The 21,942-nt window shown below is 37.3% G+C and carries 23 protein-coding genes and 1 tRNA gene; 6 read left to right on the top strand and 18 right to left on the bottom strand.

Annotation, left to right across the window (positions count from 1 at the left end; genetic code table 11):
- The 8 genes from moaC to RMN97_RS11885 form a co-directional block, all read right to left on the bottom strand.
- A partial coding sequence (gene moaC, locus RMN97_RS11920) for a cyclic pyranopterin monophosphate synthase MoaC (protein ID WP_309614744.1) occupies positions 1 to 504 on the bottom strand: 504 nt, incomplete at its 3' end.
- 1 nt (position 505) lies between these two features.
- On the bottom strand, positions 506 to 952 hold the full coding sequence (locus tag RMN97_RS11915; protein WP_309614743.1) for a molybdenum cofactor biosynthesis protein MoaE: 447 nt from the start codon (positions 950 to 952) through the stop codon (positions 506 to 508).
- Positions 939 to 1,967, bottom strand: coding sequence for a HesA/MoeB/ThiF family protein (locus tag RMN97_RS11910; RefSeq protein ID WP_309614742.1), 1,029 nt, complete (start codon positions 1,965 to 1,967; stop codon positions 939 to 941). The genes RMN97_RS11915 and RMN97_RS11910 overlap by 14 nt, the downstream gene beginning before the upstream one ends.
- Before the next feature lie 12 nt (positions 1,968 to 1,979).
- Complete coding sequence (locus RMN97_RS11905) at positions 1,980 to 2,222, bottom strand: MoaD/ThiS family protein (RefSeq protein WP_309614741.1); 243 nt, start codon at positions 2,220 to 2,222, stop codon at positions 1,980 to 1,982.
- Positions 2,222 to 2,968 carry a sulfite exporter TauE/SafE family protein gene (locus RMN97_RS11900; protein ID WP_309614740.1) on the bottom strand — a complete coding sequence of 249 codons (747 nt, stop codon included), beginning with the start codon at positions 2,966 to 2,968 and terminating at the stop codon, positions 2,222 to 2,224. The genes RMN97_RS11905 and RMN97_RS11900 overlap by 1 nt, the downstream gene beginning before the upstream one ends.
- A gap of 45 nt (positions 2,969 to 3,013) precedes the next feature.
- Complete coding sequence (locus RMN97_RS11895; RefSeq protein ID WP_309614739.1) at positions 3,014 to 4,183, bottom strand: molybdopterin molybdotransferase MoeA; 1,170 nt, start codon at positions 4,181 to 4,183, stop codon at positions 3,014 to 3,016.
- Complete coding sequence (locus tag RMN97_RS11890; protein ID WP_309614738.1) at positions 4,180 to 5,088, bottom strand: XdhC family protein; 909 nt, start codon at positions 5,086 to 5,088, stop codon at positions 4,180 to 4,182. The genes RMN97_RS11895 and RMN97_RS11890 overlap by 4 nt, the downstream gene beginning before the upstream one ends.
- A gap of 55 nt (positions 5,089 to 5,143) precedes the next feature.
- Positions 5,144 to 5,569: a response regulator gene (locus tag RMN97_RS11885; protein ID WP_309614737.1), complete on the bottom strand. Its 426-nt coding sequence runs from the start codon at positions 5,567 to 5,569 to the stop codon at positions 5,144 to 5,146.
- 192 nt (positions 5,570 to 5,761) lie between these two features.
- Here RMN97_RS11885 and allB point away from each other — a divergent pair, with 192 nt between their 5' ends.
- From allB to RMN97_RS11860, 5 genes are all read left to right on the top strand, one after another.
- Complete coding sequence (allB, locus tag RMN97_RS11880; RefSeq protein ID WP_309614736.1) at positions 5,762 to 7,087, top strand: allantoinase AllB; 1,326 nt, start codon at positions 5,762 to 5,764, stop codon at positions 7,085 to 7,087.
- Positions 7,069 to 8,091 carry an allantoicase gene (gene alc / locus RMN97_RS11875; RefSeq protein WP_309614735.1) on the top strand — a complete coding sequence of 341 codons (1,023 nt, stop codon included), beginning with the start codon at positions 7,069 to 7,071 and terminating at the stop codon, positions 8,089 to 8,091. Before allB ends, alc begins: the two co-directional genes overlap by 19 nt.
- A complete protein-coding gene (locus RMN97_RS11870) occupies positions 8,091 to 9,509 on the top strand; it encodes a urate hydroxylase PuuD (protein ID WP_309614734.1) in 1,419 nt (472 codons plus the stop codon). The genes alc and RMN97_RS11870 overlap by 1 nt, the downstream gene beginning before the upstream one ends.
- 104 nt (positions 9,510 to 9,613) lie before the next feature.
- The gene (gene uraD / locus RMN97_RS11865; RefSeq protein ID WP_309614733.1) at positions 9,614 to 10,456 is read left to right on the top strand and encodes a 2-oxo-4-hydroxy-4-carboxy-5-ureidoimidazoline decarboxylase; all 843 of its coding nucleotides are present in this window, start codon (positions 9,614 to 9,616) and stop codon (positions 10,454 to 10,456) included.
- Between the two features lie 77 nt (positions 10,457 to 10,533).
- Positions 10,534 to 11,868, top strand: coding sequence for a DUF6986 family protein (locus RMN97_RS11860; RefSeq protein ID WP_309614732.1), 1,335 nt, complete (start codon positions 10,534 to 10,536; stop codon positions 11,866 to 11,868).
- Between the two features lie 108 nt (positions 11,869 to 11,976).
- Here the strand turns inward: RMN97_RS11860 and RMN97_RS11855 are convergent, their stop codons facing one another.
- The 9 genes from RMN97_RS11855 to idi form a co-directional block, all read right to left on the bottom strand.
- On the bottom strand, positions 11,977 to 14,226 hold the full coding sequence (locus RMN97_RS11855; RefSeq protein WP_309614731.1) for a molybdopterin cofactor-binding domain-containing protein: 2,250 nt from the start codon (positions 14,224 to 14,226) through the stop codon (positions 11,977 to 11,979).
- A complete protein-coding gene (locus tag RMN97_RS11850) occupies positions 14,223 to 15,629 on the bottom strand; it encodes an FAD binding domain-containing protein (RefSeq protein ID WP_309614730.1) in 1,407 nt (468 codons plus the stop codon). The genes RMN97_RS11855 and RMN97_RS11850 overlap by 4 nt, the downstream gene beginning before the upstream one ends.
- 14 nt (positions 15,630 to 15,643) lie before the next feature.
- The gene (locus RMN97_RS11845; protein WP_309614729.1) at positions 15,644 to 16,123 is read right to left on the bottom strand and encodes a nucleoside deaminase; all 480 of its coding nucleotides are present in this window, start codon (positions 16,121 to 16,123) and stop codon (positions 15,644 to 15,646) included.
- 302 nt (positions 16,124 to 16,425) lie between these two features.
- Positions 16,426 to 16,502 (bottom strand) — tRNA-Thr (locus tag RMN97_RS11840).
- A 67-nt stretch (positions 16,503 to 16,569) separates the two neighbouring features.
- Positions 16,570 to 16,836: a hypothetical protein gene (locus RMN97_RS11835; protein WP_290283881.1), complete on the bottom strand. Its 267-nt coding sequence runs from the start codon at positions 16,834 to 16,836 to the stop codon at positions 16,570 to 16,572.
- A gap of 54 nt (positions 16,837 to 16,890) precedes the next feature.
- Positions 16,891 to 17,853, bottom strand: coding sequence for a type I phosphomannose isomerase catalytic subunit (locus tag RMN97_RS11830; protein WP_309614728.1), 963 nt, complete (start codon positions 17,851 to 17,853; stop codon positions 16,891 to 16,893).
- Between the two features lie 21 nt (positions 17,854 to 17,874).
- Positions 17,875 to 18,324, bottom strand: a complete 450-nt coding sequence (locus tag RMN97_RS11825; protein WP_309614727.1) for a peroxiredoxin — start codon at positions 18,322 to 18,324, stop codon at positions 17,875 to 17,877.
- Complete coding sequence (locus RMN97_RS11820; RefSeq protein WP_309614726.1) at positions 18,324 to 18,734, bottom strand: 6-carboxytetrahydropterin synthase; 411 nt, start codon at positions 18,732 to 18,734, stop codon at positions 18,324 to 18,326. Before RMN97_RS11820 ends, RMN97_RS11825 begins: the two co-directional genes overlap by 1 nt.
- Positions 18,735 to 18,764: 30 nt before the next feature.
- Positions 18,765 to 19,292 (bottom strand): isopentenyl-diphosphate Delta-isomerase, encoded by a 528-nt coding sequence (gene idi, locus RMN97_RS11815; protein WP_309614725.1) that lies wholly within the window; start codon positions 19,290 to 19,292, stop codon positions 18,765 to 18,767.
- Positions 19,293 to 19,489: 197 nt separating this feature from the next.
- Here idi and RMN97_RS11810 point away from each other — a divergent pair, with 197 nt between their 5' ends.
- Positions 19,490 to 20,590, top strand: a complete 1,101-nt coding sequence (locus RMN97_RS11810; protein ID WP_409024894.1) for a bifunctional methionine sulfoxide reductase B/A protein — start codon at positions 19,490 to 19,492, stop codon at positions 20,588 to 20,590.
- 52 nt (positions 20,591 to 20,642) lie between these two features.
- Here the strand turns inward: RMN97_RS11810 and RMN97_RS11805 are convergent, their stop codons facing one another.
- Entirely contained in the window at positions 20,643 to 21,926 is a 1,284-nt protein-coding gene (locus RMN97_RS11805; protein WP_309614724.1) for a citrate synthase, read from the bottom strand.
- Positions 21,927 to 21,942: the final 16 nt, after the last annotated feature.

Genomic DNA, 21,942 nt, shown 5'->3' with positions numbered 1-21,942 from the left:
CCCTGCGCTATCTTTCTTCTTTCCAGCCGAAACACTATCGGAACAAACCAAAACAGCAACATTTAAACTCGGATTTTGCTTGGTTGCATATTCTGATTTACCTCCTTTTTTATGGAGTAATTTTACGATTGAAATTTCGACATTTTTATCTATTGGTTTCAACATATCATACATCGTCAAAGCGACAATGGAGGCGCCATGCATAGCCTCAACCTCAACGCCTGTTTTGTAAATCGTCTTTACCGTAACTTCAATTTTGATACTTTCTTTCAAACATTCAAACTGAATTCCGGTATACTCAATCGGTATTGGATGACAATCCGGAATGGCACTTGACGTATTTTTAACAGCAAATAATCCCGCAGTTCTCGACACTTCCAGCACATCGCCTTTTGGGACTTTTTTATCCAATATAGCTTGAATTGTTTCAGCCGAACCAACAGTTACAATGGCTTGTGCCGTTGCCGTTCTCAGCGTTGTGATTTTATGTGTGATGTCGACCATTTTATGTGTTTTTTTTCCAGGTGTAGGTTTCGTCTTCAAACAATTCTTTGCCAAATACCGGAACTTTTTGTTTTATTTCTTCTACCAAAAATTCTATCGCTTCAAAAACCATTTTTCTTCGTGGGGCAGAAACAAATACAAACAAACAAATTTCGCCAGTCTTTACGATTCCTAAACTATGATAAATATGTAAACAGGTTAAGTCGTATTTGGCGAAAGCCGCTTCTCGAACCTCATGAAAACTCTGTTCAGCCATTTCTTCATAAGCCGAATACTCAATAGCCAAAACTGTTTTGCCATCAATTTCATCCGCACGAACTTGTCCAAGAAAAATATTATGCGCACCAATAGTCGTTTTACTTTGGTGCTTCGCGATAGAATTTCCAATGAATTCAGCGTGAATTGCACCTTGAATAAATGTTGTTTTTTTTGGTTTATCTGTTGTCATTAAGTATTCTCTCTAAAGATTCTATTCCGTTTTGCAAATGAAAAACATTGGTAAATCCATTTTTCACTAGATAATCAACAGCCAGTTCGCTTCTATTTCCGTGTTGGCAAACCAGAACTATTTTTTGACTTGAATCAATATCTTTCAGGAAATCATCCAACTGTGACAAAGGTACGCTTTTGATAGTTTCCAAATCCAATTTTGGTTCTTCATATTCTTCCCGAATGTCAATTATTAGAGAATCATCATTGGTAAAAAAATCGGCTTCTGAAATACTGCTGCTTTTGATCTTTACTTTATTTATAAAATTTATATCTTTTTGAATTTTAATAGTTTGAAAACTATTATCTAAACTATTATACAATAACAACTCACCACTTAAAACTTCTTCAATTCCCAGAATAATTTTTATTACTTCATTCGCCTGCATCGTTCCTAAGACATTTGGCAAAACTCCCAAAACTCCGGAATCATTACAATTTGGAATAGCTTCTAATCGATCATCTTCCGGAAACAAACAACGATAGGTTGGCCCGTTTTTATAATTGAAAACCGAAAGTTGCCCTTCGAACTTATGGATTGAAGCATACACCATAGGAATTCCTTTTGCCACTGCTACATCGTTGATTAAATAGCGCGTTGGAATATTATCAGAGCAATCGACAATGATTTGGTAATCGGAAACAATTTCAAGGCAATTTTCTTTGGAAAAATATTCTGAATGTTGAATTATGCTTACTTCTGGGTTTTGTTTTAAAACAACTTCAGCAGCAACTTCGACTTTGTTTCTACTGCAATCGTTCAAGGTATATAAATACTGACGATGCAAATTGGTTTCTTCCACTACATCACCATCAACAAGACCGATCGTTCCAACTCCGGCACCAACAAGATTTTGCAAAACAGGACAACCCAGACCTCCAATGCCAATAATTAAAACCTTGGCTTCGGCTAGTTTTTGTTGACCCGAAATTCCAATTTCAGGCAGCGCTATTTGTCGTTCGTATCGTTTCATTGTGTTTACTTTTTAACCTCCTGCAAATGGCGGTAAAAATGCTATTATATCTTGGTTTTTTAACAAAATATCATTTTGTAGGAATTTTTTATTTACAGCTATTGAATAATTAATAACCAGTATTTTAGGATATTTCATTTCAATTTTTAATTGTAACGATTTTAGTGTACTTGACTTATCATCAATAAAAAATGACTCTTCCTTTTTATGGGTAATATCGGCTATAATTCCGAAATATTTGACCGCAATTTCCATTAGGTTGTGTACAATTTAAAGATAGCAATGAGTAAAACCAAAGCCAAAACATTTCGCAACATTTGCGTATTCATTTTTTTGCTTCCGAAATAACCACCCAGAATTCCGCCAACCAAAACTACGGCTATCAAAGATACCGAAGAAATTGGCAAGGTTCCGCCTTTGGACACAAATCCGAAAAGTCCGGAAACAGAATTCACAAAAATAAACAAAGCCGAAACGGCTGCACTTTTTTTGATATCAGCCCAACCCAAAAGTAAAATCACCGGACTCAAAATGATGCCGCCGCCAATGCCTATCAATCCTGATAAAAATCCGATTACAGCACCAATAAATAAAGCTAATGGAATATTTATCGGTTTCAGCTCTCCTTTTTGCTTTCCGAATAAACCAACTAATCTGGCTACGGCAAATAGCAAAACAGTGGCTAAGATGATTTTATATATATGCGTTTCAATCGTGAGGCTTCCGCCTAAAAATGAGAATGGAACCGAGGTTATCGCAAACGGATAAAACAACTTCCATTCAAACTTTTTCTCGCGATAATAAAAATAAAACGAAATCGCTGAGACCAATATATTCAGCACCAAAGCGGTTGGTTTCATAAACGTTATCGGAAACGCAAATAAACTCATCAAAGCTAAGTAACCGCTGGCGCCGCCATGTCCGACGCTTGCGTACAAAAAAGCAACAATGAGCAACAAAACGAGTAATAATGGAGATTGAATGAGTTCGCTTTCCAACATATTTTTAAAAATTAACGAACCGTAAATATAAAGACAATTATGATTTTAGATAAGATAAACCGAAACTTTATCTCCTTTTAACAATTGATAGTTTCCATCAGGTACATAAACCAAAGCATTGGCAAGCGCAAAGGAATTCAACATTCCCGAATCCTGATGCGACAAAATAGTAACCGAATCATCAACAATTGATGCTTTCAAAAACTGAGAACGTGGATTATCGACAGCATAATCGTGAGCTAAATTCTTCTTCAAATCAGAACCATATTTGTGACTGATTCCAGAAAGTCTTTGCAATGTGGGCAAAACATACACATAAAAACACGTCAAACTCGCCGCAGGATTTCCTGGTAAAGCAAAAATTATTTTTTCGTTTTGCTTTCCAACCAATAAAGGCTTCCCAGGTTTTTGATTGACTTTATAAAACAGCGTTTCTACTTTTAAACTTTCCAAAGCTTTGCCAACAAAATCATAATCTCCAACGGAAATTCCGCCCGAAACCAATACAATATCGTTTTCATTTATGGATTTTTCAAGTGCATTTTTAGTGTTTTCAAAATCATCGTTGACTTTATAAAGCGAAACTTCATTATAATTTGCGTCGAATAAAGCCGTTTGCAACATGATTGCGTTGCTTTCGTATACTTTTCCGCTTGACAAATTTTCTCCAGCTGATACAAGCTCATTTCCTGTCACGACAATTCCGATGCTTGGTTTTTGAAATACTTTGACTTTAGTAAATCCCAATCCAGTTAAAAACCCAATTGCTGCTGGACTTAGGAATGTGCCTTCTTCCAAAGCAATAGCGCCTTTCATAATCTGTGCTCCTAATTGACGAACATTCGTTTCTGGCTTTATGATTTCCTCTAAAAGTAAATTTGAACCATCAACAGTTACTTTTTCAATTTGGATTACGGCTTGCGCCGAATCAGGAACCGCAGCTCCAGTAAATATTTTTACTGCCTGACCGGGCTTTAGTTCATTTGTATAGAAATCGCCCGCTTTAACTTCGCCAACAATTTCATACTGTAACGAATCGTGTAAACAAACCGCAAAACCATCCATAGTAGCTTGACAGAATGGTGGCATGTTGATTGGAGAAAAAACAGTTTCTGCCAACACATGACTACGTGCTTCTAATAACGGAAGTTCCATTACTCTTTTGGAATATTTCAAATTTTCAAGTATCGAAAAAGCTTCGGAAGTAGAAATCATCTGTTTTGATTTTTAACTCGAATTAATTGTGCAGCAACGCTGATGGCAATTTCCTGATTAGTTTCGCTTTTGATATCGATTCCAATTGGCGCATAGACTTTGGCAATTGTATCTTTATCGAAACCATCGACAATCATGTTTTGGAATAAAGTTGCAATCTTTTCCTTGCTTCCCAACATTCCGATATATTTGAAATTTTTATTGATTAATCGTCTGATTATAATATCGTCAGTTCGGTAACCAAAAGACATAATTACGACATATACATCATTTCCTTCTGGAATATAATTTCCAATTTCTTCAAAATCGATAATTTGTTTTGTGGTAACAAAATAGTTTGCTTCCATCGTATTGAGATTTTCCCGATGATCTAGAATATGAATTTCAAAATCCATACGCGAAAGCACTTCACTTAACGCTAAACCAACGTGTCCTCCACCAATGATATAGACTTTTTGTGGTAACGAATTGGTTTCGGTAAACGACCATTCAGGGTTTTCAGAAAGAATATTAATACCGTGATTGTTATAGGTAATCTGGAAATTCTCTTCTGTCAAAATTTGGTTAATCAAAGGAAGGAAATCAGCCTTAATATCATAAAAAGCAATTGTCTGCTGACCAGAGCATATCATTCCCGATTGGTCTTTGAGTGCTGATTTATCGTGAATCTGATGTTTTATAAAAGGTTCGAAAGATGGTTTGTTTATAAGCGATTGCGCGTATTCTACCAATTTGTGCTCCATGATTCCGCCACCTATCGTACCAAACATTCCGTTTTTGGCAACAGCCATTTTAAAGCCTTTACGTCCCGGACTGCTTCCTTCATTGGCAATAACAATCATAAGCACCAATCGTTTTTCGGATTGGAGGGTTTGGCAAACTCTTCTGTAGAAATCTAAAATCATTGTTTCGGATTATGAAACGGACTACTATGTTTGAAAAAAACGAAGTTAGGAAATATTATTTAACATAATTTGGAGAAACGCATGCTTTCCAATACTCGATTATAATTTTTAAAGTTTTTCTTAAATCATCATAGTTATTGGGCTTGACAAAAAAACCCTGAACCGATTTTGAATAAGCATCAATTATATGTTGCTGTTCATTACTTGTAGAAAAAAATAAATAGGGTGTGCATTTTAGATTTAAATCTTCATTGTTGTGGATTTTTTCCCTAAGTTCCATTCCGTTTAGTTTGGGCATGTTGATGTCAGAAAAAACGATAAAAGGTTCAACACGATTATTTATTAAGTGATCCAATGCTATTTCACCATCTCCAAAAAAGAGTATTTCATTTTTATAACCTAATTCCTCAAATACTTCCGACATTAACTCCTGATCATCTTTATCATCTTCAATAACTATTATTGGTCCATTCTTATTCATAAAAGTGCTTTTTATTGGATGGCTAAATTACACAATTAATATCGCATTTCGAATGCTTTCTTATAGTTCATTTTGAACTTTCAATTACACCTTATATGCAATAACAGTCATTATTATTTCTGATTCAAAAATTAACTTTTTATCTTTAACTTTGTACGTTTGCCTTTCTGGTAAATTCAAAAAACAACCATAGTGCACGAAAGAAAAATATATAGCAATAGAGTTTGGGTAGAAAATAAACTACAGCTAGCAACCATCGGTTTTAGCAACGGAAGTATTACCTCCATTGATTTCAAGAAGTTAAATGACGCCCAAGATTTTGGTAATGCAGTCATTATGCCTGGCGTTATTGATGTCCACGTTCATATCAACGAACCCGGAAGAACCGAATGGGAAGGTTTTGAAACAGCAACTCAAGCTGCGGCGGCTGGAGGTTCAACAACTATTATTGACATGCCGCTGAATGCAAGTCCGGTGACGACAACTTTGGATGCTTTTAATCAGAAACTCGAAGCCTCGAAAGGCAAAATGAATGTCAATGTTGGTTTTTATGGTGGACTGATTCCAGGAAATGCTGGTCATTTAGAAGAACTGATTCAAGCCGGTGTTGTAGGTGTAAAATGCTTTCTGACACATTCAGGTATTGATGAATTTCCGAATGTTACCGAAAAAGATTTAGACGAAGCGATGCCGATTATTGCTAAACACAATATGCCGTTATTGGCACACTGCGAATTATACGATACCGAAGTTGATTGTGATTTTGATAACAATCCAACAAGCTATGAGCATTATTTGGCAAGCCGTCCAAAGCAATGGGAAAACGATGCCATCGATTTGATGATTAGAATGTGTAGAAAACACAATTGCCCGGTTCATATCGTTCACGTTGCATCCGCGGAAGCGTTATCCAAAATTGAAGCTGCCAAAAAAGAAGGTTTACCCATTACAGCAGAAACCTGCGCCCAATATATTTTCTTTAATGCTGAGGATATTCCGGACGCCAACTGCATTTACAAATGCGCACCGCCAATTCGGGAACGTTCCAATAATGAACAACTGAAACATGCTTTTGTTTCTGGTGTTTTAGATTTTATAACGACTGACCACTCGCCTGCTCCGCCAAATATCAAGGAAATGGAAAGCGGCAATTTAAAGAAAGCCTGGGGCGGAATTGCAGGCATTCAATTTCTGCTGACAGCTTCATGGACAGCACTGAAAAGCACGATGACATTGGAACAATTTATCCCTTTAGTGACTTCAAAACCAGCGCATTTTATTAAAGCTTCTACCAAAGGTGAACTCAAAATTGGCAATGATGCCGACATCGTAATTTGGAATCCTGACGCAATCGATTTAGTAAAACCTAAAGACATTTTTTTCAGATATAAAATAAGTCCATATATTGCGCAAAACTTAAACGGTCAAGTGCTCGAAACGATAGTAAATGGGGCAACTGTTTATCACAATAAATCAATACAAAACAAAAATAAAGGACAATGGCTTTTGCAAAAGTAACCGAGATTATAAAAGAATCACCAGCATTTACTTCACTTACCGATTTAGCCGCAGAACGATTAGGCGGAAAGGTTTTATATAGTACCGATGATTTCTTTGCCGAAAAAGAAAACTTAATTCTGCCAACACGAGGCATTTTCATACACGATAAATATACCGACAGAGGCAAATGGATGGACGGTTGGGAAAGCCGAAGAAAGAGAACTCCCGGACACGATTGGGCAATCATCCAATTGGCAACTTCGGGAAAAATTACGGGTTTCGATATTGACACCAATTTCTTTTTGGGAAATCATCCACCACATGCTTCGATTGAAGCTATTAATTTGCCAAATGCTGAAGGTATTTCGGATTGGGAGAATTTAGCATGGAAAGAAATTCTACCTAAATCACATTTAGATGCGGGTTCACAAAACTTTTACAAATGTGAAAGTGATGAGACACACACACATTTACGTTTACATATTTATCCTGATGGTGGCGTTGCGCGATTACGAGTTTACGGAGAAGTTTTCAAGAATTGGAATGCGGTTTCAACAAATGATACTATTGATTTAGCGGCCGCCATTAACGGCGGACAAGCGATTGCTTGCAATGATATGTTCTTTAGCGCGATGAGTAATTTGATTATGCCAAACCGTGGTGCCAATATGGGCGACGGTTGGGAAACCAAACGTAACCGAACGCCAAACAATCGCGATTGGGTTATTCTGAAACTAGCCCACAAAGGAACCGTTGACCGAATTGTAGTTGATACGTGTCATTTCAAAGGAAATTATCCTGATAGCTGTTCGATTGAATACTGCGTAAGCGATAATGACGAAGCAGTCATCAATCGTGGTGATTGGCAAACTTTGTTACCTCAGCAAAAATTAAGCGCCGACAACGAACACGAATTTGTAAAAGAAATAAATAGTTATAACGGAATTACTCACGTCAGATTGAACATCTTCCCTGACGGTGGAATCGGTCGTTTACGATTGTTTGGTAAAATCAATAAGTAGTGTCAGTAGGAACCTTTATAATAATCGTTTTGTATGTAATTGAATTCAGCGTATTGATTACGTTGGCCTATATGTCATATAAAATGCCCAACTTCCTAAAAGGAAAATCTCAAAAAAATCCTGAAAGCGACGAAGACATTAGAAACACGAGCATGAATTACATCTATGCCGTAATGTTGTTGTTGATAGTCGGGATTTTGGTCAACACCTATATTTTAGTTGAAGGAACGCCATTAGAAAGTCATATGATGGAATGGCTGAATATTGTCATTCGCTTAATGCATATTACCTTCGGAATTGCATGGATTGGAGCTTCCTTCTATTTTGTTTTCCTTGAAAATGCCTTGAATAGAACTGAAAATGTACGTGATGAATTGGCCGGAAACCTTTGGGCTGTTCACGGTGGCGGATTTTATTATTTAGAGAAATATAAAGTCGCGCCAAAGACAATTCCGAAACACTTGCACTGGTTCAAATACGAAGCTTATTTTACCTGGCTTTCGGGGTTTTGTTTGCTGTTTGTGGTGTATTATTTCAATGCTTCTGCGTTTTTGATTGATAAGAATGTATTGGATATTACGGCTACTGAAGGAATCCTGATTGGAGTTGGTTCGTTTGTAGTTGGCTGGTTGATTTACGACAAGATGTGCAAATCTTCCTTAATCAAAAACCAATTGGCGTTTGCTTTGGTTGGTTTTGCATTTCTGATTTTATTTGCCTGGTTCTATTGTCATGTATTCAGTGCTCGTGCCGCTTATATCCATTTTGGAGCGATGATTGGCGGTATTATGGTTGCGAACGTTTTCTTCGTGATTATTCCGGGACAAAAAGAAATGGTGCTTTGTGCTAAATTGGGAATTCCTTTAGATCCGAGTTTGGGTAAAAAAGCTCTAGCACGTTCACTGCACAATAATTATTTTACGCTTCCTGTGTTGTTCGTGATGGTTAGTAATCACTTTCCGTCTACCTTTGGATACGAATATCCGTGGTTGATTTTGGCAATAATTTCACCTGGTGCGGCCGGAGTAAAACATTATCTTAATCTAAAAGAAAAAAGAGAACTCAATGTTTGGATTTTACCAGTTTCCGTGATTATTCTTTTAGCAGCCTGCTTTATTTCAGCACCAAGCACGAATCCTTATGAATGTAAAAAAGAAGTCAGTATTACTGAAGTTCAGGAGATTATCCAAAAGCGTTGTGCACAATGCCATTCTTCTGCTCCAACAGACGATGTCTATACTACCGCTCCAAATGGCGTAAAATATGATACACCTCAGGATATTTACAATAAAAGAGATTTGATTATGCAGCGTGTGGTGATTACCAAAACGATGCCTCAAAACAATAAAACCAACATCACCGAAGAAGAGCGAAACATGATTCGCTGTTGGATTGAACAAGGTGCGAGTTTGAAATAAAAAAAAACCGCAGATTCGCAGATTTACCATTTAATAAATTTAAATAATCTGCGAATCTGCGGTAAAACACTTTTAAACTAAATTTACATTTCAAAGAAATATATATGAACTTATTAGCATTTAACACCTTACCCGAAGAAACTGCAAAAAGAGAATTATTCGCTTGTTGTGGTTCGGAAAAATGGGCAGATTCTATGATGAAGCACTTCCCTTTTGTTTCCGAAAAGCAATTGGTGGATTTATCATCCAAAATTTGGTATGACGAATGTACTGAAGCAGATTGGAGAGAATCATTTACACATCATCCGAAAATTGGCAATGTAAAAAGCCTTACCGAAAAGTTCGCCGGTAAAGAACAAGCAGGAGTTGCAGTGGCGACGCAGGAAGTAATTCAACATTTGTCGAAAGCCAATACCGATTATGAAAACAAAAACGGATTCATTTTCATCGTTTGCGCTACAGGAAAATCAGCAACCGAAATGTTAGCTTTATTGAATGACCGTTTGCAAAACACAGCCGAAGAAGAACTGCATATTGCCAAGGGCGAACAGCAGAAAATCTCCATCATCCGTTTCAAAAAAATGCTACCTGATAGCGATTTCAGTTTCCTGAAAGTTAGCCAAATCACAACCCACGTTTTAGATACCTCGACAGGAATTCCCGGAAAAGACATTTCCATCAGATTACAAGCTTTTAGAAATAGCGTTTGGCAAACCATTGCGCAAGGTATTACCAACAGTGACGGTAGAATTCCGGATTTACTTCCGCAAGAGCGAAACCTAAAACCGGATACGTATAAAATGGTTTTCGATACCGGAAACTATTACTCAAATACCAAAACCTTTTACCCAAAAGTAGAAATCATTTTCAGCACTTTTGACGAAACGCATTATCACGTTCCTTTGTTGGTGAATCCATTTGGATATAGTACGTATAGAGGAAGTTAGCCCTTCGACAGGCTCAGGGTGACAAACTAAAAGAAGCAAGAGAAAAGAATATAGAGAATAGACAAAAACGTATAAAAATGACAATTCCTAATAACAAAAAAGAACAATTGTTCAACAGTTTAAGCAAAGCCAATTCGACTTTCAACGAAATATATCCTGGTGACCGAAGCGAGCGTCAGCCAGTGCATACCTTGTATGGTGGAGCTAACCTTTTTAAATCGGATGCGCCAATAGCACTTGGTCGTCGTGCTATAGAAATATTAGAAACCTATGCACCAAACCATGAAGTTTTTGGAAAAGCATTTGGCTTAACTGGTGGAACTGATTTCAGCAAGCGGATTTACGATAAGGTCGTGGCCAAATTAAAATCGGAGGCTATTGAAGATTTCCGTATTGACTTTGAAGATGGTTATGGCAACCGAAGCAATGAGGAAGAAGATGCAACAGCTATTTCTGCTGCCTTGGAAGTTGCTAAAGGAATGCAAGAAAAAACACTTTCTCCTTTTATAGGTATTCGAATCAAACCGTTTACCGAAGAAATGAAAGAAAGAGGATTGCGTACGTTAGATATTTTTGTGACTACTTTAGTAAAAGCTACTCACGGAAAATTACCGGATAATTTTGTAGTGATGTTACCAAAAGTGACTATTCCGGAGCAACCGGAAACTTTGGCTAATTTCTTTACCATTTTGGAAGAAGAATTAGGTTTGGCAAAAGGAACCTTGAAAATGGAAATGATGGTAGAAACCACGCAAGCCATTATGGATATTGACGGAACGAATCCGTTATACCGATTTATAAAAGCCGCTCAAGGTCGTTGCATTGCAATGCATTTTGGAACGTATGATTATACCGCAAGCTGCAGCATTACAGCAAAATATCAGGAAATGGATCATCCGGTTTGCGATTTTGCGCATCATGTGACGAAAGTAGCTTTGGCTCATACTGGAATCTGGTTGAGCGATGGTGCTACGAATACGATGCCTATTGGTCCGCACCGAGGCGATTTGAGTCCAGCTCAGGAAAAAGAAAACATGGAAGTCGTCCACAGAGCCTGGAAAAAAGGTTACGACCATATCCGACATTCGTTGTGGAATGGCTATTACCAAGGTTGGGATTTGAATCCTGCGCAGTTCCCGATGCGTTATGCGGCGGTATATGCATTCTTTTTGGAAAGTTATGACGATGCTGTAGAGCGTTTGAAAACTTTTGTAGAGAAAGCAGCGCGTGCCACCCTAATCGGAGACGTATTTGATGATGCGGCAACAGGACAAGGATTATTAAATTATTTCCTTCGTGCACTAAACAGCGGTGCGATTACTGAGGAAGAAGTTTTGGCAACAGGTCTGACTTTGGATGAAATTCGTGGGCGTTCGTTTAAGAAGATTTTGGAGAATAGAGCTGGGAAGTAGCCTGCCTGTCGGCAGACAGGCGTTCAGTCGCAGTCGCAGTTGACTTATAGATAAAAAGAAACCGCATCAGTAATGGAGCGGTTTCTTTTTAATAATATTTCTAACTGACTATAACTCCCGATACAAATCCAGCAACACTTTTTCCGGAGTATAAGGTGCATTTACTGCCAACTCTGCATTTGGGTTAAAGGCTTTTACAGCATTTCGAATAGCGAAATAAGCTCCAATTCCATACATTAATGGTGGTTCGCCTACTGCTTTTGATTTATTGATGGCGAGTTCGTGGCCTTCGGTTTCTAAATGTTGAATGTTAATTTGCTTTGGCACCGAATAAATATCGGGAACTTTATAAGTCGATAACGCATTTGAAACCAATCTTCCCTGATTATTATAAATAATTTCTTCCAATGTCATCCAACCGATTCCTTGCACCAATCCGCCTTCAATCTGACCGTTGTCGATGGCCTTATTCATGCTTTTTCCAAAATCGTGAACGATGTTGATGCTGTCAAACTCATAAGTTCCTTTTAGGCAATCAACCGTAACTTCATGAATGGAAGTTCCGTAAACGTGATACGCAAACGGATGTCCTTTCTCTTTGGTTTTGTCATAATGAATGGTTGGCGTAGCATAATGCGAATTCTCGGTAAGTGCTACTCTCATTACATGTGCTTTCATTACCAAATCTTTCCAGCTGATTTCTGTTGCCTTGTCATTAGCAAACAAAAATTCATCGTTAATCTGTAACTTGTCAGTATTCAATTCTGATTCCGCAACTTTCAGTAATCTTGATAATAAAGCTTTACAAGCCATTTGCAAAGCTTTTCCGTTAAGGTCAGCTCCAGCACTAGCAGCTGTTGGTGATGTATTAGCAACCCGTAACGTATTGGTAGATTCAATTCTAACGCGATTCGGACGTATTCCAAAAGTTTCCACCACAATCTGAAGCATTTTGGTATTCAAACCTTGTCCCATTTCAACGCCGCCGGTACTTACCACAACGCTACCATCGTGATAAATGTGCACCAAAGCGCGCGCGTGATTCATCATCGTATTGGTAAACGAAATTCCGAAACAAATGGGTTGTATCGCCAAACCTTTTTTGAAACGCGTATTGGTTTTATTAAAGGCTTCTACCCTATTTTTTTGTGCTTCATAATCGTAGCTTTTCATACAGGTTTCCCATGTATTGGTTGCTTCAACTTGTTGCAGAATTTGTCCATACGATAATTCGTCGCCGTCTTTTACCAAATTCGCTTTCTGAATCAATGCCGGACTTACGCCTAATGATTCTGCAGCTTTTACAATCGCGGCTTCAATTACAAATTTTCCTTGAGGTCCACCAAATCCTCGGAAAGCGGTGTTTGGCGGCAAATTGGTTTTACAACTGTACGCTTTCGCAATCACATTCGGAACAAAATAAGCATTGGTCGAATGGAATAAAGTTCTCTCCATAACTGCTGGCGACAAATCGGCTGCAGCTCCGGCGTTTTGATAATGCGTTACTTCGTAGGCGATAATTTTATAATTTTTATCTAAACCAATTTTGAAATCGGCTGAGTATGGATGTCGCTTTCCTGTCATGCGCATATCGTCCATTCGATGCATCGCCATTTTTACTGGTTTGTGCAGAATCTGGCAAGCCAGTGCTACCATAACGGCCCAAGGCGTTGCTTGGTCTTCTTTTCCTCCAAAACCGCCACCAAGTCGAACCGTATCGATTTCGATTTTGTGCATTGGAATTCCCAAAACCTGAGCCACCATTCGTTGCACGGCAGTTGGACCTTGAGTAGATGATGATATGACAATACTTCCGTCTTCTTTTGGTCGGGCGTAAGCACCTTGTGTTTCTATGTATAAATGTTCCTGTCCATTGACGTCGCTTCTGCCTTCGAAAATGTGTTCGCATTGCGCCCAGGCTGAAGCTGTATCACCCAATTTGAATTGTCTCGGAGGCATGATTAATTTGCCTTTCGCCTGCGCTTCTCTTGGATCAACAATTATTGGAAGTTCTTCGAATTCGACTTTAATCAATTTCGCTGCCATTCGGCAATGATGTTCTGATGTTCCGACAATCAAAGCAATTACTTGTCCACGAAAGTGAACTTCATCTTCTGCGAATAAAGGTTCATCTGGAATAATACCACCAATTTGATTTTCACCCGGAACATCTTTCGCAGTTAAAATCGAAACTATTCCGTGACAGTTCAAGGCATTTTTATAATCAATGCTCGTTATTTTAGCATGAGCCACAGTAGAATCAAACGGAAGCGCATACAATGTTCCATGTACTTCCTGAATATCATCAAGGTAAATGGATTTTCCTTTTACGTGATTATGTGCGTCTATATTAATCATATCAAGTCATCCATTTTAATGGTTTCGGGAAAAAGTGTAATGAAATGACTGAAGAACAATTGACGTCCCAACAATCTTTTGTAGGCTTCATTTCCTCGCGCATCGCTTATTGGCGATAATTCGGTTTGCAGAATTTGCTCCGCTTCTTTTATAACTGAAACTGTGATATCATTGCTTAACAAAAATTCGCTAGTCTTCTCCAGGTATTTCGGAATTGGTCCTACTCCACCGATTGAAACGTGGGCTTCGGTGATCGTAGTTCCATTAGTTGAAATTGAAATTGCTGTATTCACACTCGCAATATCTAAGTATTGTCTTTTGCAGACTTTTTCAAAATTGAATTGCGTTCCGTTGGTTGGTAATTCAAAAGCGATTTCGGTGATGATTTCGTCTGCTTTTTTATCTAAAGTTTTGTAGCCTAAATAGAAATCTTTCAGCATTACTTTTCGACTACTATTTTCTTTATTGGTCAATGTCAGTTGTGCTTTCATTGCCAAAAGAATAATCGTAAAATCCCCAATTGGTGAACCATTGGCAATATTTCCGGCTATAGTTGCTATGTTTCGGATTGGTGTTGACGAAAGTAATTTTAAGTGTTTGTACCAATTCGGAATAGTTTCCAATAAGCGTTCGTTTTCCATCAAATCGGTAACTGTTGCTGATGATTTCAGTATGCAACGATTTCCTTCAAAAGTAATTCCGTTTAATTCGCTTTTATCAAACAGATAATCCAAATCGAAATCGTTCAATTCGTCATGCTTCTGAACGTATAAATCGGTTCCGCCACCAATTGGAATTCCTACCTTTGCGGGCGTGACAAACGGTGTTTGAATTGCTTTTAGCTTCTCTTCAATACCTAAAAAATAATCGGGTACAAATTCATTGGCAACCAGCCACGACATTGAGTCACTTTTATCTTTCGCTTGCAGTTTTTCAGCCAATTGTGCCGACGCACGTTCTATAGTTTTATAACCTGTACATCGACAAATATTTCCGTCTATAGCACTAATCGCACTTTCTAATGTTGGTTTGGCACACGTTAGCGCATAACCGCACATCGAGTTTACAAAACCTGGCGTACAAAAACCACATTGCGTTCCCGAACAATCGACCATCGCTTGTTGCGCTTGGTTTAGTTTGTCCGGTAAGTTTAAACCTTCGACTGTAACGACATGTTTTCCTTGAATGTTAGGCAATGGTGTTAAGCAAGAAGTAGCGCTCATGTATTCGAGTTTTCCTTCTTTCATCGAGCCAATTAAAACAGTACAAGCACCGCAATCGCCTTCCCGGCAACCGATTTTTGTACCGCGTAAGTTTTCGTCATAACGAACAAAATCCAGCAGAGTGGTACTAGCTGGCTTGTTGGTTTTGATCAGTTGGTTATTTAATATAAATTGAATCATGCTGATTTAGAAATCTAGTATTCTATTTTGTTTATGTTTTCAGACCAAAGTTTAAATGCTTCCAAAGCTTCTTCATTCATCATTTGAATGGTTTCCAATTTTCTGTTTTGGTAAGGCAATTCTAATTCTTCGTAGATGAATTGGTCATCGAAGTTGATATCAGCAGCGTCTTTTTTTGTGTTGGCAAAATACATTCGGTCTGGTCGTGCCCAATAAATGGCTCCCAAACACATCGGGCAAGGCTCGCAACTCGTGTAGATTTCGCAACCATCCAATTGGAAAGTTCCTAAGGCGGAGCAGGCATTTCTGATTGCCACCACTTCGGCGTGTGCTGTTGGGTCATTCGTAGAAGTTACGCCATTGGCACCACGAGCAATAATTTTTCCGTCTTTCACAATGACAGCACCAAACGGTCCGCCTTTACCCGATTTTACATTTTCGATAGAAAGCTGAATTGCTTCCTGCATAAATTCACTTTGTTTTGTAGAGCACATATTTTTTTAAATAATTTTTAATCTTTCAAAATTTTGAAGCCAATAAAGATACGAATTGAAATGGTTTTCAAAAATGTTTTTTTTAGCCTTACTTTCTTAAAAACAAAAAACCATCACTTGAAAGTGATGGCAATTCAGTGATGGCAATTCATTCCATAAAAAAAAGGAAAACTTTCGTTTCCCTTTTTTGGAGCCGGCGGAGGGACTTCCCGTCTCGTTATAAAAAACGAGACGGGATAAACTTCTCGTCCCAATTTCATATAAAATAAAAAACCGCTTCGATTAAACGAAACGGTTTCTTTTGGAGCCGGCGGAGGGACTCGAACCCACGACCTGCTGATTACAAATCAGCTGCTCTAGCCAACTGAGCTACGCTGGCGGCGTAATAGTTCTGCAAATATAAAAGTGAATTTCAATCCACCAAAATATTTACAAACTTTTTTTTATTAAAGTGCGTTGATTTTTTCAACCAATTGATTTGCAGTTTGTTCTAAATCTGCATTGATTTGCTTGAAATGCGCTTTTTTATTTTCTACTTTCTTAGCATTAACTTTTTCAATCAAACCGTCAAAAGACGTGATAGCTTCATCAATGATAGCGTTTGTTTTATCAGATGGTTTTCCGGTAGTTGTCATTTCATAAATGTAAACTGCTTCAATAATATCACCCAATACGAAGTTAATATCTTTCTTTAAATTTTTAACACTTGGCATTTTCTTTATTTTTAAAATTCGGTGCAAAATTACACTAAATCTTTAGAAAACAAACTACGAAATATAAATTTCTAAGATTGATGCTTTTCCAGAAAGTTGAAAATCAGTTAAACTTGCCGGAATTAAAACGGTATCTCCCTTTTGATAAGTGTAGCTTTCTCCATCAACTGTTAGCTGAAAGTCACCATCCACACACATATAAACTGTAAATGAAGTTTGGTTTTTATTAATTTCAGTAGTTCCGTCAAGCGGAATAAAATTGGTTGTAAAGTAGTTGCAATTGACTACTTCATTCGAAACATTTTCGGTTTTGGAATACAATCGTTGTGCTTCAATCTTCTCATAATTTATAGCTTCTAAAGCCAAATCAAGGTGTAATTCTCTTTTATTTCCATTGGCATCTACTCTATCAAAATCATAGACACGATACGTAATATCGGAAGTTTGCTGGATTTCGGCAACAACAATTCCGGCACCAATGGCGTGAATAGTTCCTGTTTCCAACATAAAAACATCGCCTTGCTTTACTTTTTTGGTATCAAGAATGTGGAGTAATGTTTTGTTGTTCAGATTTTGAATAAATGCTGAAGGTGACGATTTTTCTTTGAAACCAACAATTAATCTAGCATCAGCATCGGCTTGCATCACGTACCACATTTCGGTTTTACCAAAAGAGTTGTGACGTTTTTTGGCTAATTCATCATTGGGATGCAATTGTATGGACAAGTCTTCGCGGGCATCGAGATATTTAAAAAGCAATGGAAATTGTTTACCAAATTGGGCATAAACTTTAGTCCCCAAAACCGCTTCTGGTAATTCATTAATTAATTCGTTCAATGATTTTCCTTTGAAAATACCATTGGCAACAATGCTAACATCATTTTCAACGGTAGATATTTCCCAGCTTTCACCAGTGATATTGGAAGTTATTGGTTTGTTGAGAAAAGTTTTTAACTTGGTTCCGCCCCAAATTCTTTCTTTTAGTATCGGTTCAAACTGTAACGGATATAATTTCATTTGGAATTATTTTCAGCAAACTTACATTCTTTTGAGAATTTCAAGCGCTTTTTCGATATGAATTTTACTGGAAGTGCTATCAAAAATCAATTGAATTATTCCGTTTTTATCCGCAACATAAGTAGCTCTGCCGGGAATTAATCCTAAAAAATCATTTGGCACACCAAATTGACTTCTAATCTTTTTATCAAAATCAGAAAGTAAAATAAAAGGAAGCTTGTATCGTGAAGCAAACTTTTGATGGGATTGCAAACTATCACTACTTATGCCAATCACTTCTGCACCAAGTGCTTTAAAATCTTCATACTTATCCCGAAAAGTGCAAGCTTGAATGGTGCAACCGGGCGTATCATCTTTTGGATAAAAATAAATTACTAATGGTTTTCCAATGTAACTTTTTATCTCAAAAGAATCTCCTTTGCTATCTATCGAAGTAAATGAAGGGATTTTGTCCCCAATTTTTAGTGCCATTAATTTCCGTTGTAGGTTACAAAATTTCGAGGGGTTTCGTATAGAACGATTTCTAAATCTTTATTACTATCAATATGTTTTCGGAGTTTTTGCCAAATTATTACCGCTATGTTTTCGGCAGTTGGATTTAAATTTGCAAACTCAGGAACATCTATGTTTAGGTTTTTATGATCGAAAGCATTTTCGATATGTTCTTTGATTAAATCAGATAATATTTTTACATCAACAACAAAACCAGTCTCTTGGTCAATTTCTCCAGTAACTGAAACGATTAACTCGTAATTATGTCCATGAAAATTGGGATTATTACACTTGCCAAAAATGGCGTCGTTTTTCTCCATTGACCAATCTTTACGATACAATCGATGGGCGGAATTGAAATGGGCTTTTCTTGAAACGGTTACTCGCATAGTTATGAGTTATGAATTATAAGTTATGAGTTATAGCTTGTGGTCTTCTAAATAATGATAGAATTCGTCAAATATGATTTTGAACCAAACGGTGTAGATATCTGGATTTTGAATCATATCGGTTTTCACGTCCTCAATTTTCATCCATTTCCAACTTTCTACTTCTTCTTCATTAATTTTTGGTTCCTCATTATAATAACCAATCATCACATGGTCTAATTCATGTTCGGTCAAACCATTGTCGAAAGGCGCTTTGTAAATAAAATGAAACAGTTCTTTTAGTTGGGTTTTGAAACCCATTTCTTCATGTAATCTTCGAATTCCTGCTTGGATATTGGTTTCACCATCTCGTTGATGGCTGCAACAGGTATTGGTCCATAATAAAGGTGAATGATACTTTTGATGCGCCCGCTGCTGCAGCATGATTTCATTGTTTTGATTCAACACAAAAACCGAAAAAGCACGGTGCAAAATTGCCTTTTCATGCGCTTCGAGTTTATTCATCAAACCGATAGGTTCATCTTGTTCGTTAACCAAGATTACTTGTTCTTCAATCATTACGTGTAATATTTGTCATCCTGAGCATTCCCGAGGCTTCGGGAGAAGGACAAAAATACGAAAAAAAATCAGCCTTCATAACTATACATTTCGAACAAGCGTTAAACTTTCCTTAAATAGCTGCAATTTGTAATCTACTTGACATTTTGCCTCGTATATGTAGCGTAAATTTGTATCAGATTTAAAAATCAACCGTCATGCGAAAATCCATTTTTAACTTTTTACTTTTGTCTCCACTATTCATGCTGAATGCTTGTGGGCAATCAAATAACAATCAAAACACAACTTCAAAACCCATTGCTATGGAAAACGTAATTTCAAAACCTGGAAATCCTTATTATTCTAATACCGATACTAAAAAATTAAATGTGACTGATGCCGAATGGAAAAAAGTATTGTCGCCTGATTTATATGCTGTTGCTAGAGAAGCTGATACTGAAAGAGCTTTCACCGGAACGATTTGGAATTCAGAAACCAAAGGAACTTATTATTGTGCGGCCTGCGGATTAAAACTTTTTAAATCAAACCAAAAGTTCACAAGCAGTTGTGGCTGGCCAAGTTTTTTTGAACAAGAGAATAAAGAAAGTGTTGTTTTTAAAGATGACAATTCATTCGGAATGCGCCGTACTGAAGCACTTTGCGGAAGATGTAATAGTCATTTGGGACATTTGTTTGATGATGGTCCGGAGCCGACAGGAAAACGGTATTGTATGAATGCTATTTCATTAGATTTTGTGCCGGATGCAACAGAAACCAAAGGAAATTTAGCGACTATTGTTCTTGGTGGTGGATGCTATTGGTGTGTTGAAGCCGTTTATGAAAAATTAGAAGGTGTAGACAAAGTGGTTTCTGGATTTGCTGGCGGAACAGTTGAAAATCCGAGTTACGAAGAAGTTTGTACCGGAATAACGGGTGCGGCTGAAGTAGTTGAAATTACGTATGACAAAACCAGAACGAATTTAGATGAAATCTTAGAGGTGTTTTTTACGGTTCATGACCCAACAACTTTGAACCGACAAGGTGGTGATGTTGGGACACAATATCGTTCGGTTATTTTTTATGCAACTGAAGAACAAAAGAAAGCGGCTGAAAGTATCATTGCTGAGTTGAATAGTGCTAGAGTTTACAGCAGTAAAATTGTAACCACTTTAGAACCGTTTAAAGCTTTTTATAAAGCGAAAGATTATCATCAAAATTATTATGAAAACAATAAGAACCAAACCTATTGTCAAATGGTAATTCAACCCAAGATTGAAAAATTCGAGAAAGTCTTTAAAGATAGATTGAAAAAGAAATAGTAATAAAAAACTCCTTGTTTACGCAAGGAGTTTTTTTATTGTAAATGGGAAATTATCTTTTATCCATTGTCTTAAAATCTCTTAAAGGATGACCAATATATATTTGTCTTGGTCTTCCGATTGGTTCTTTGTTGGTACGCATTTCTTTCCATTGCGCAATCCAACCTGGCAATCTACCAATAGCGAACATTACGGTAAACATATCTGTTGGAATTCCTAATGCTCTATATATAATTCCGGAGTAAAAATCAACATTTGGATATAATTTTCTGGAAACAAAATATTCATCAACCAAAGCTGCTTCTTCCAATTTCTTCGCGATATTTAAAATTGGATCGTCAACGCCAAGTGTGCTTAATACTTCATCGGCTGCTTTTTTAATAATTCTGGCTCTTGGGTCAAAGTTTTTATAAACTCGGTGTCCAAATCCCATCAAACGGAATGGATCGTCTTTATCTTTGGCTTTCGCCATATATTTATCAGCATCGCCACCATCTTTTTGAATGTCTTCCAACATCTCTAAAACAGCTTGGTTGGCTCCGCCGTGCAATGGTCCCCAAAGAGCTGAAACTCCGGCAGAAATGGATGCAAATAAACCAGCATGTGAGGAACCAACAATTCTTACTGTTGATGTTGAACAATTTTGTTCGTGGTCAGCATGAAGTATAAATAATTTATCTAATGCATCTACAATTACAGGATTTGAAGAATATGGTTCAGTAGGTAATTTAAACATTAACTGCATAAAATTCTCAACATATCCTTGTGTGTTATCGTAGTAATTTAAAGGATAACCCATCATTTTTCTATACGTCCAAGTTGCAATCACCAAGAATTTACCCATAGTTTTGCAAACGGCTTCATACATTTCTTTCTCGTTTTCTACATTAACCACTTTTGGATTAAATGCAGTTAGTGCGCTTGTAAGCGAAGACAGAACGCCCATTGGGTGAGCTGTTTTTGGAAACCCATCGATGATGTTTTTCATTTCTTCGTTTACCAAAGTATATTTTCTAATATCAGTTTCAAATTGAGCGAGCTGACTTTTAGTTGGTAATTCACCGAAAATAACCAAATAAGAAACTTCAAGAAAATCTGCTTTTTCGGCTAAATCTTCTATTGCATAACCACGATAACGGAGGATTCCTTCTTCTCCGTCAAGGAACGTGATTTCACTTTGACAAGAACCTGAATTTTTGTAACCTGGATCAAGAGTTATTGCACCTGTTAAAGCACGTAGTTTTTCAATATCAATGGCTGCCTCATTTTCGCTTCCTACAATTACCGGAAACTCATATTTGTTGCCATCAAATTCTAATATTGCTGTTTTGGACATGTTATAAATAAGGGAA

It is taken from the genome of Flavobacterium sp. (genome assembly GCF_031381455.1).
In the GTDB taxonomy this organism is placed as follows: domain Bacteria; phylum Bacteroidota; class Bacteroidia; order Flavobacteriales; family Flavobacteriaceae; genus Flavobacterium.
The sequence above is the reverse complement of the archived record's forward strand: the minus strand, read 5'-3'. Positions and strand labels throughout refer to the sequence as shown.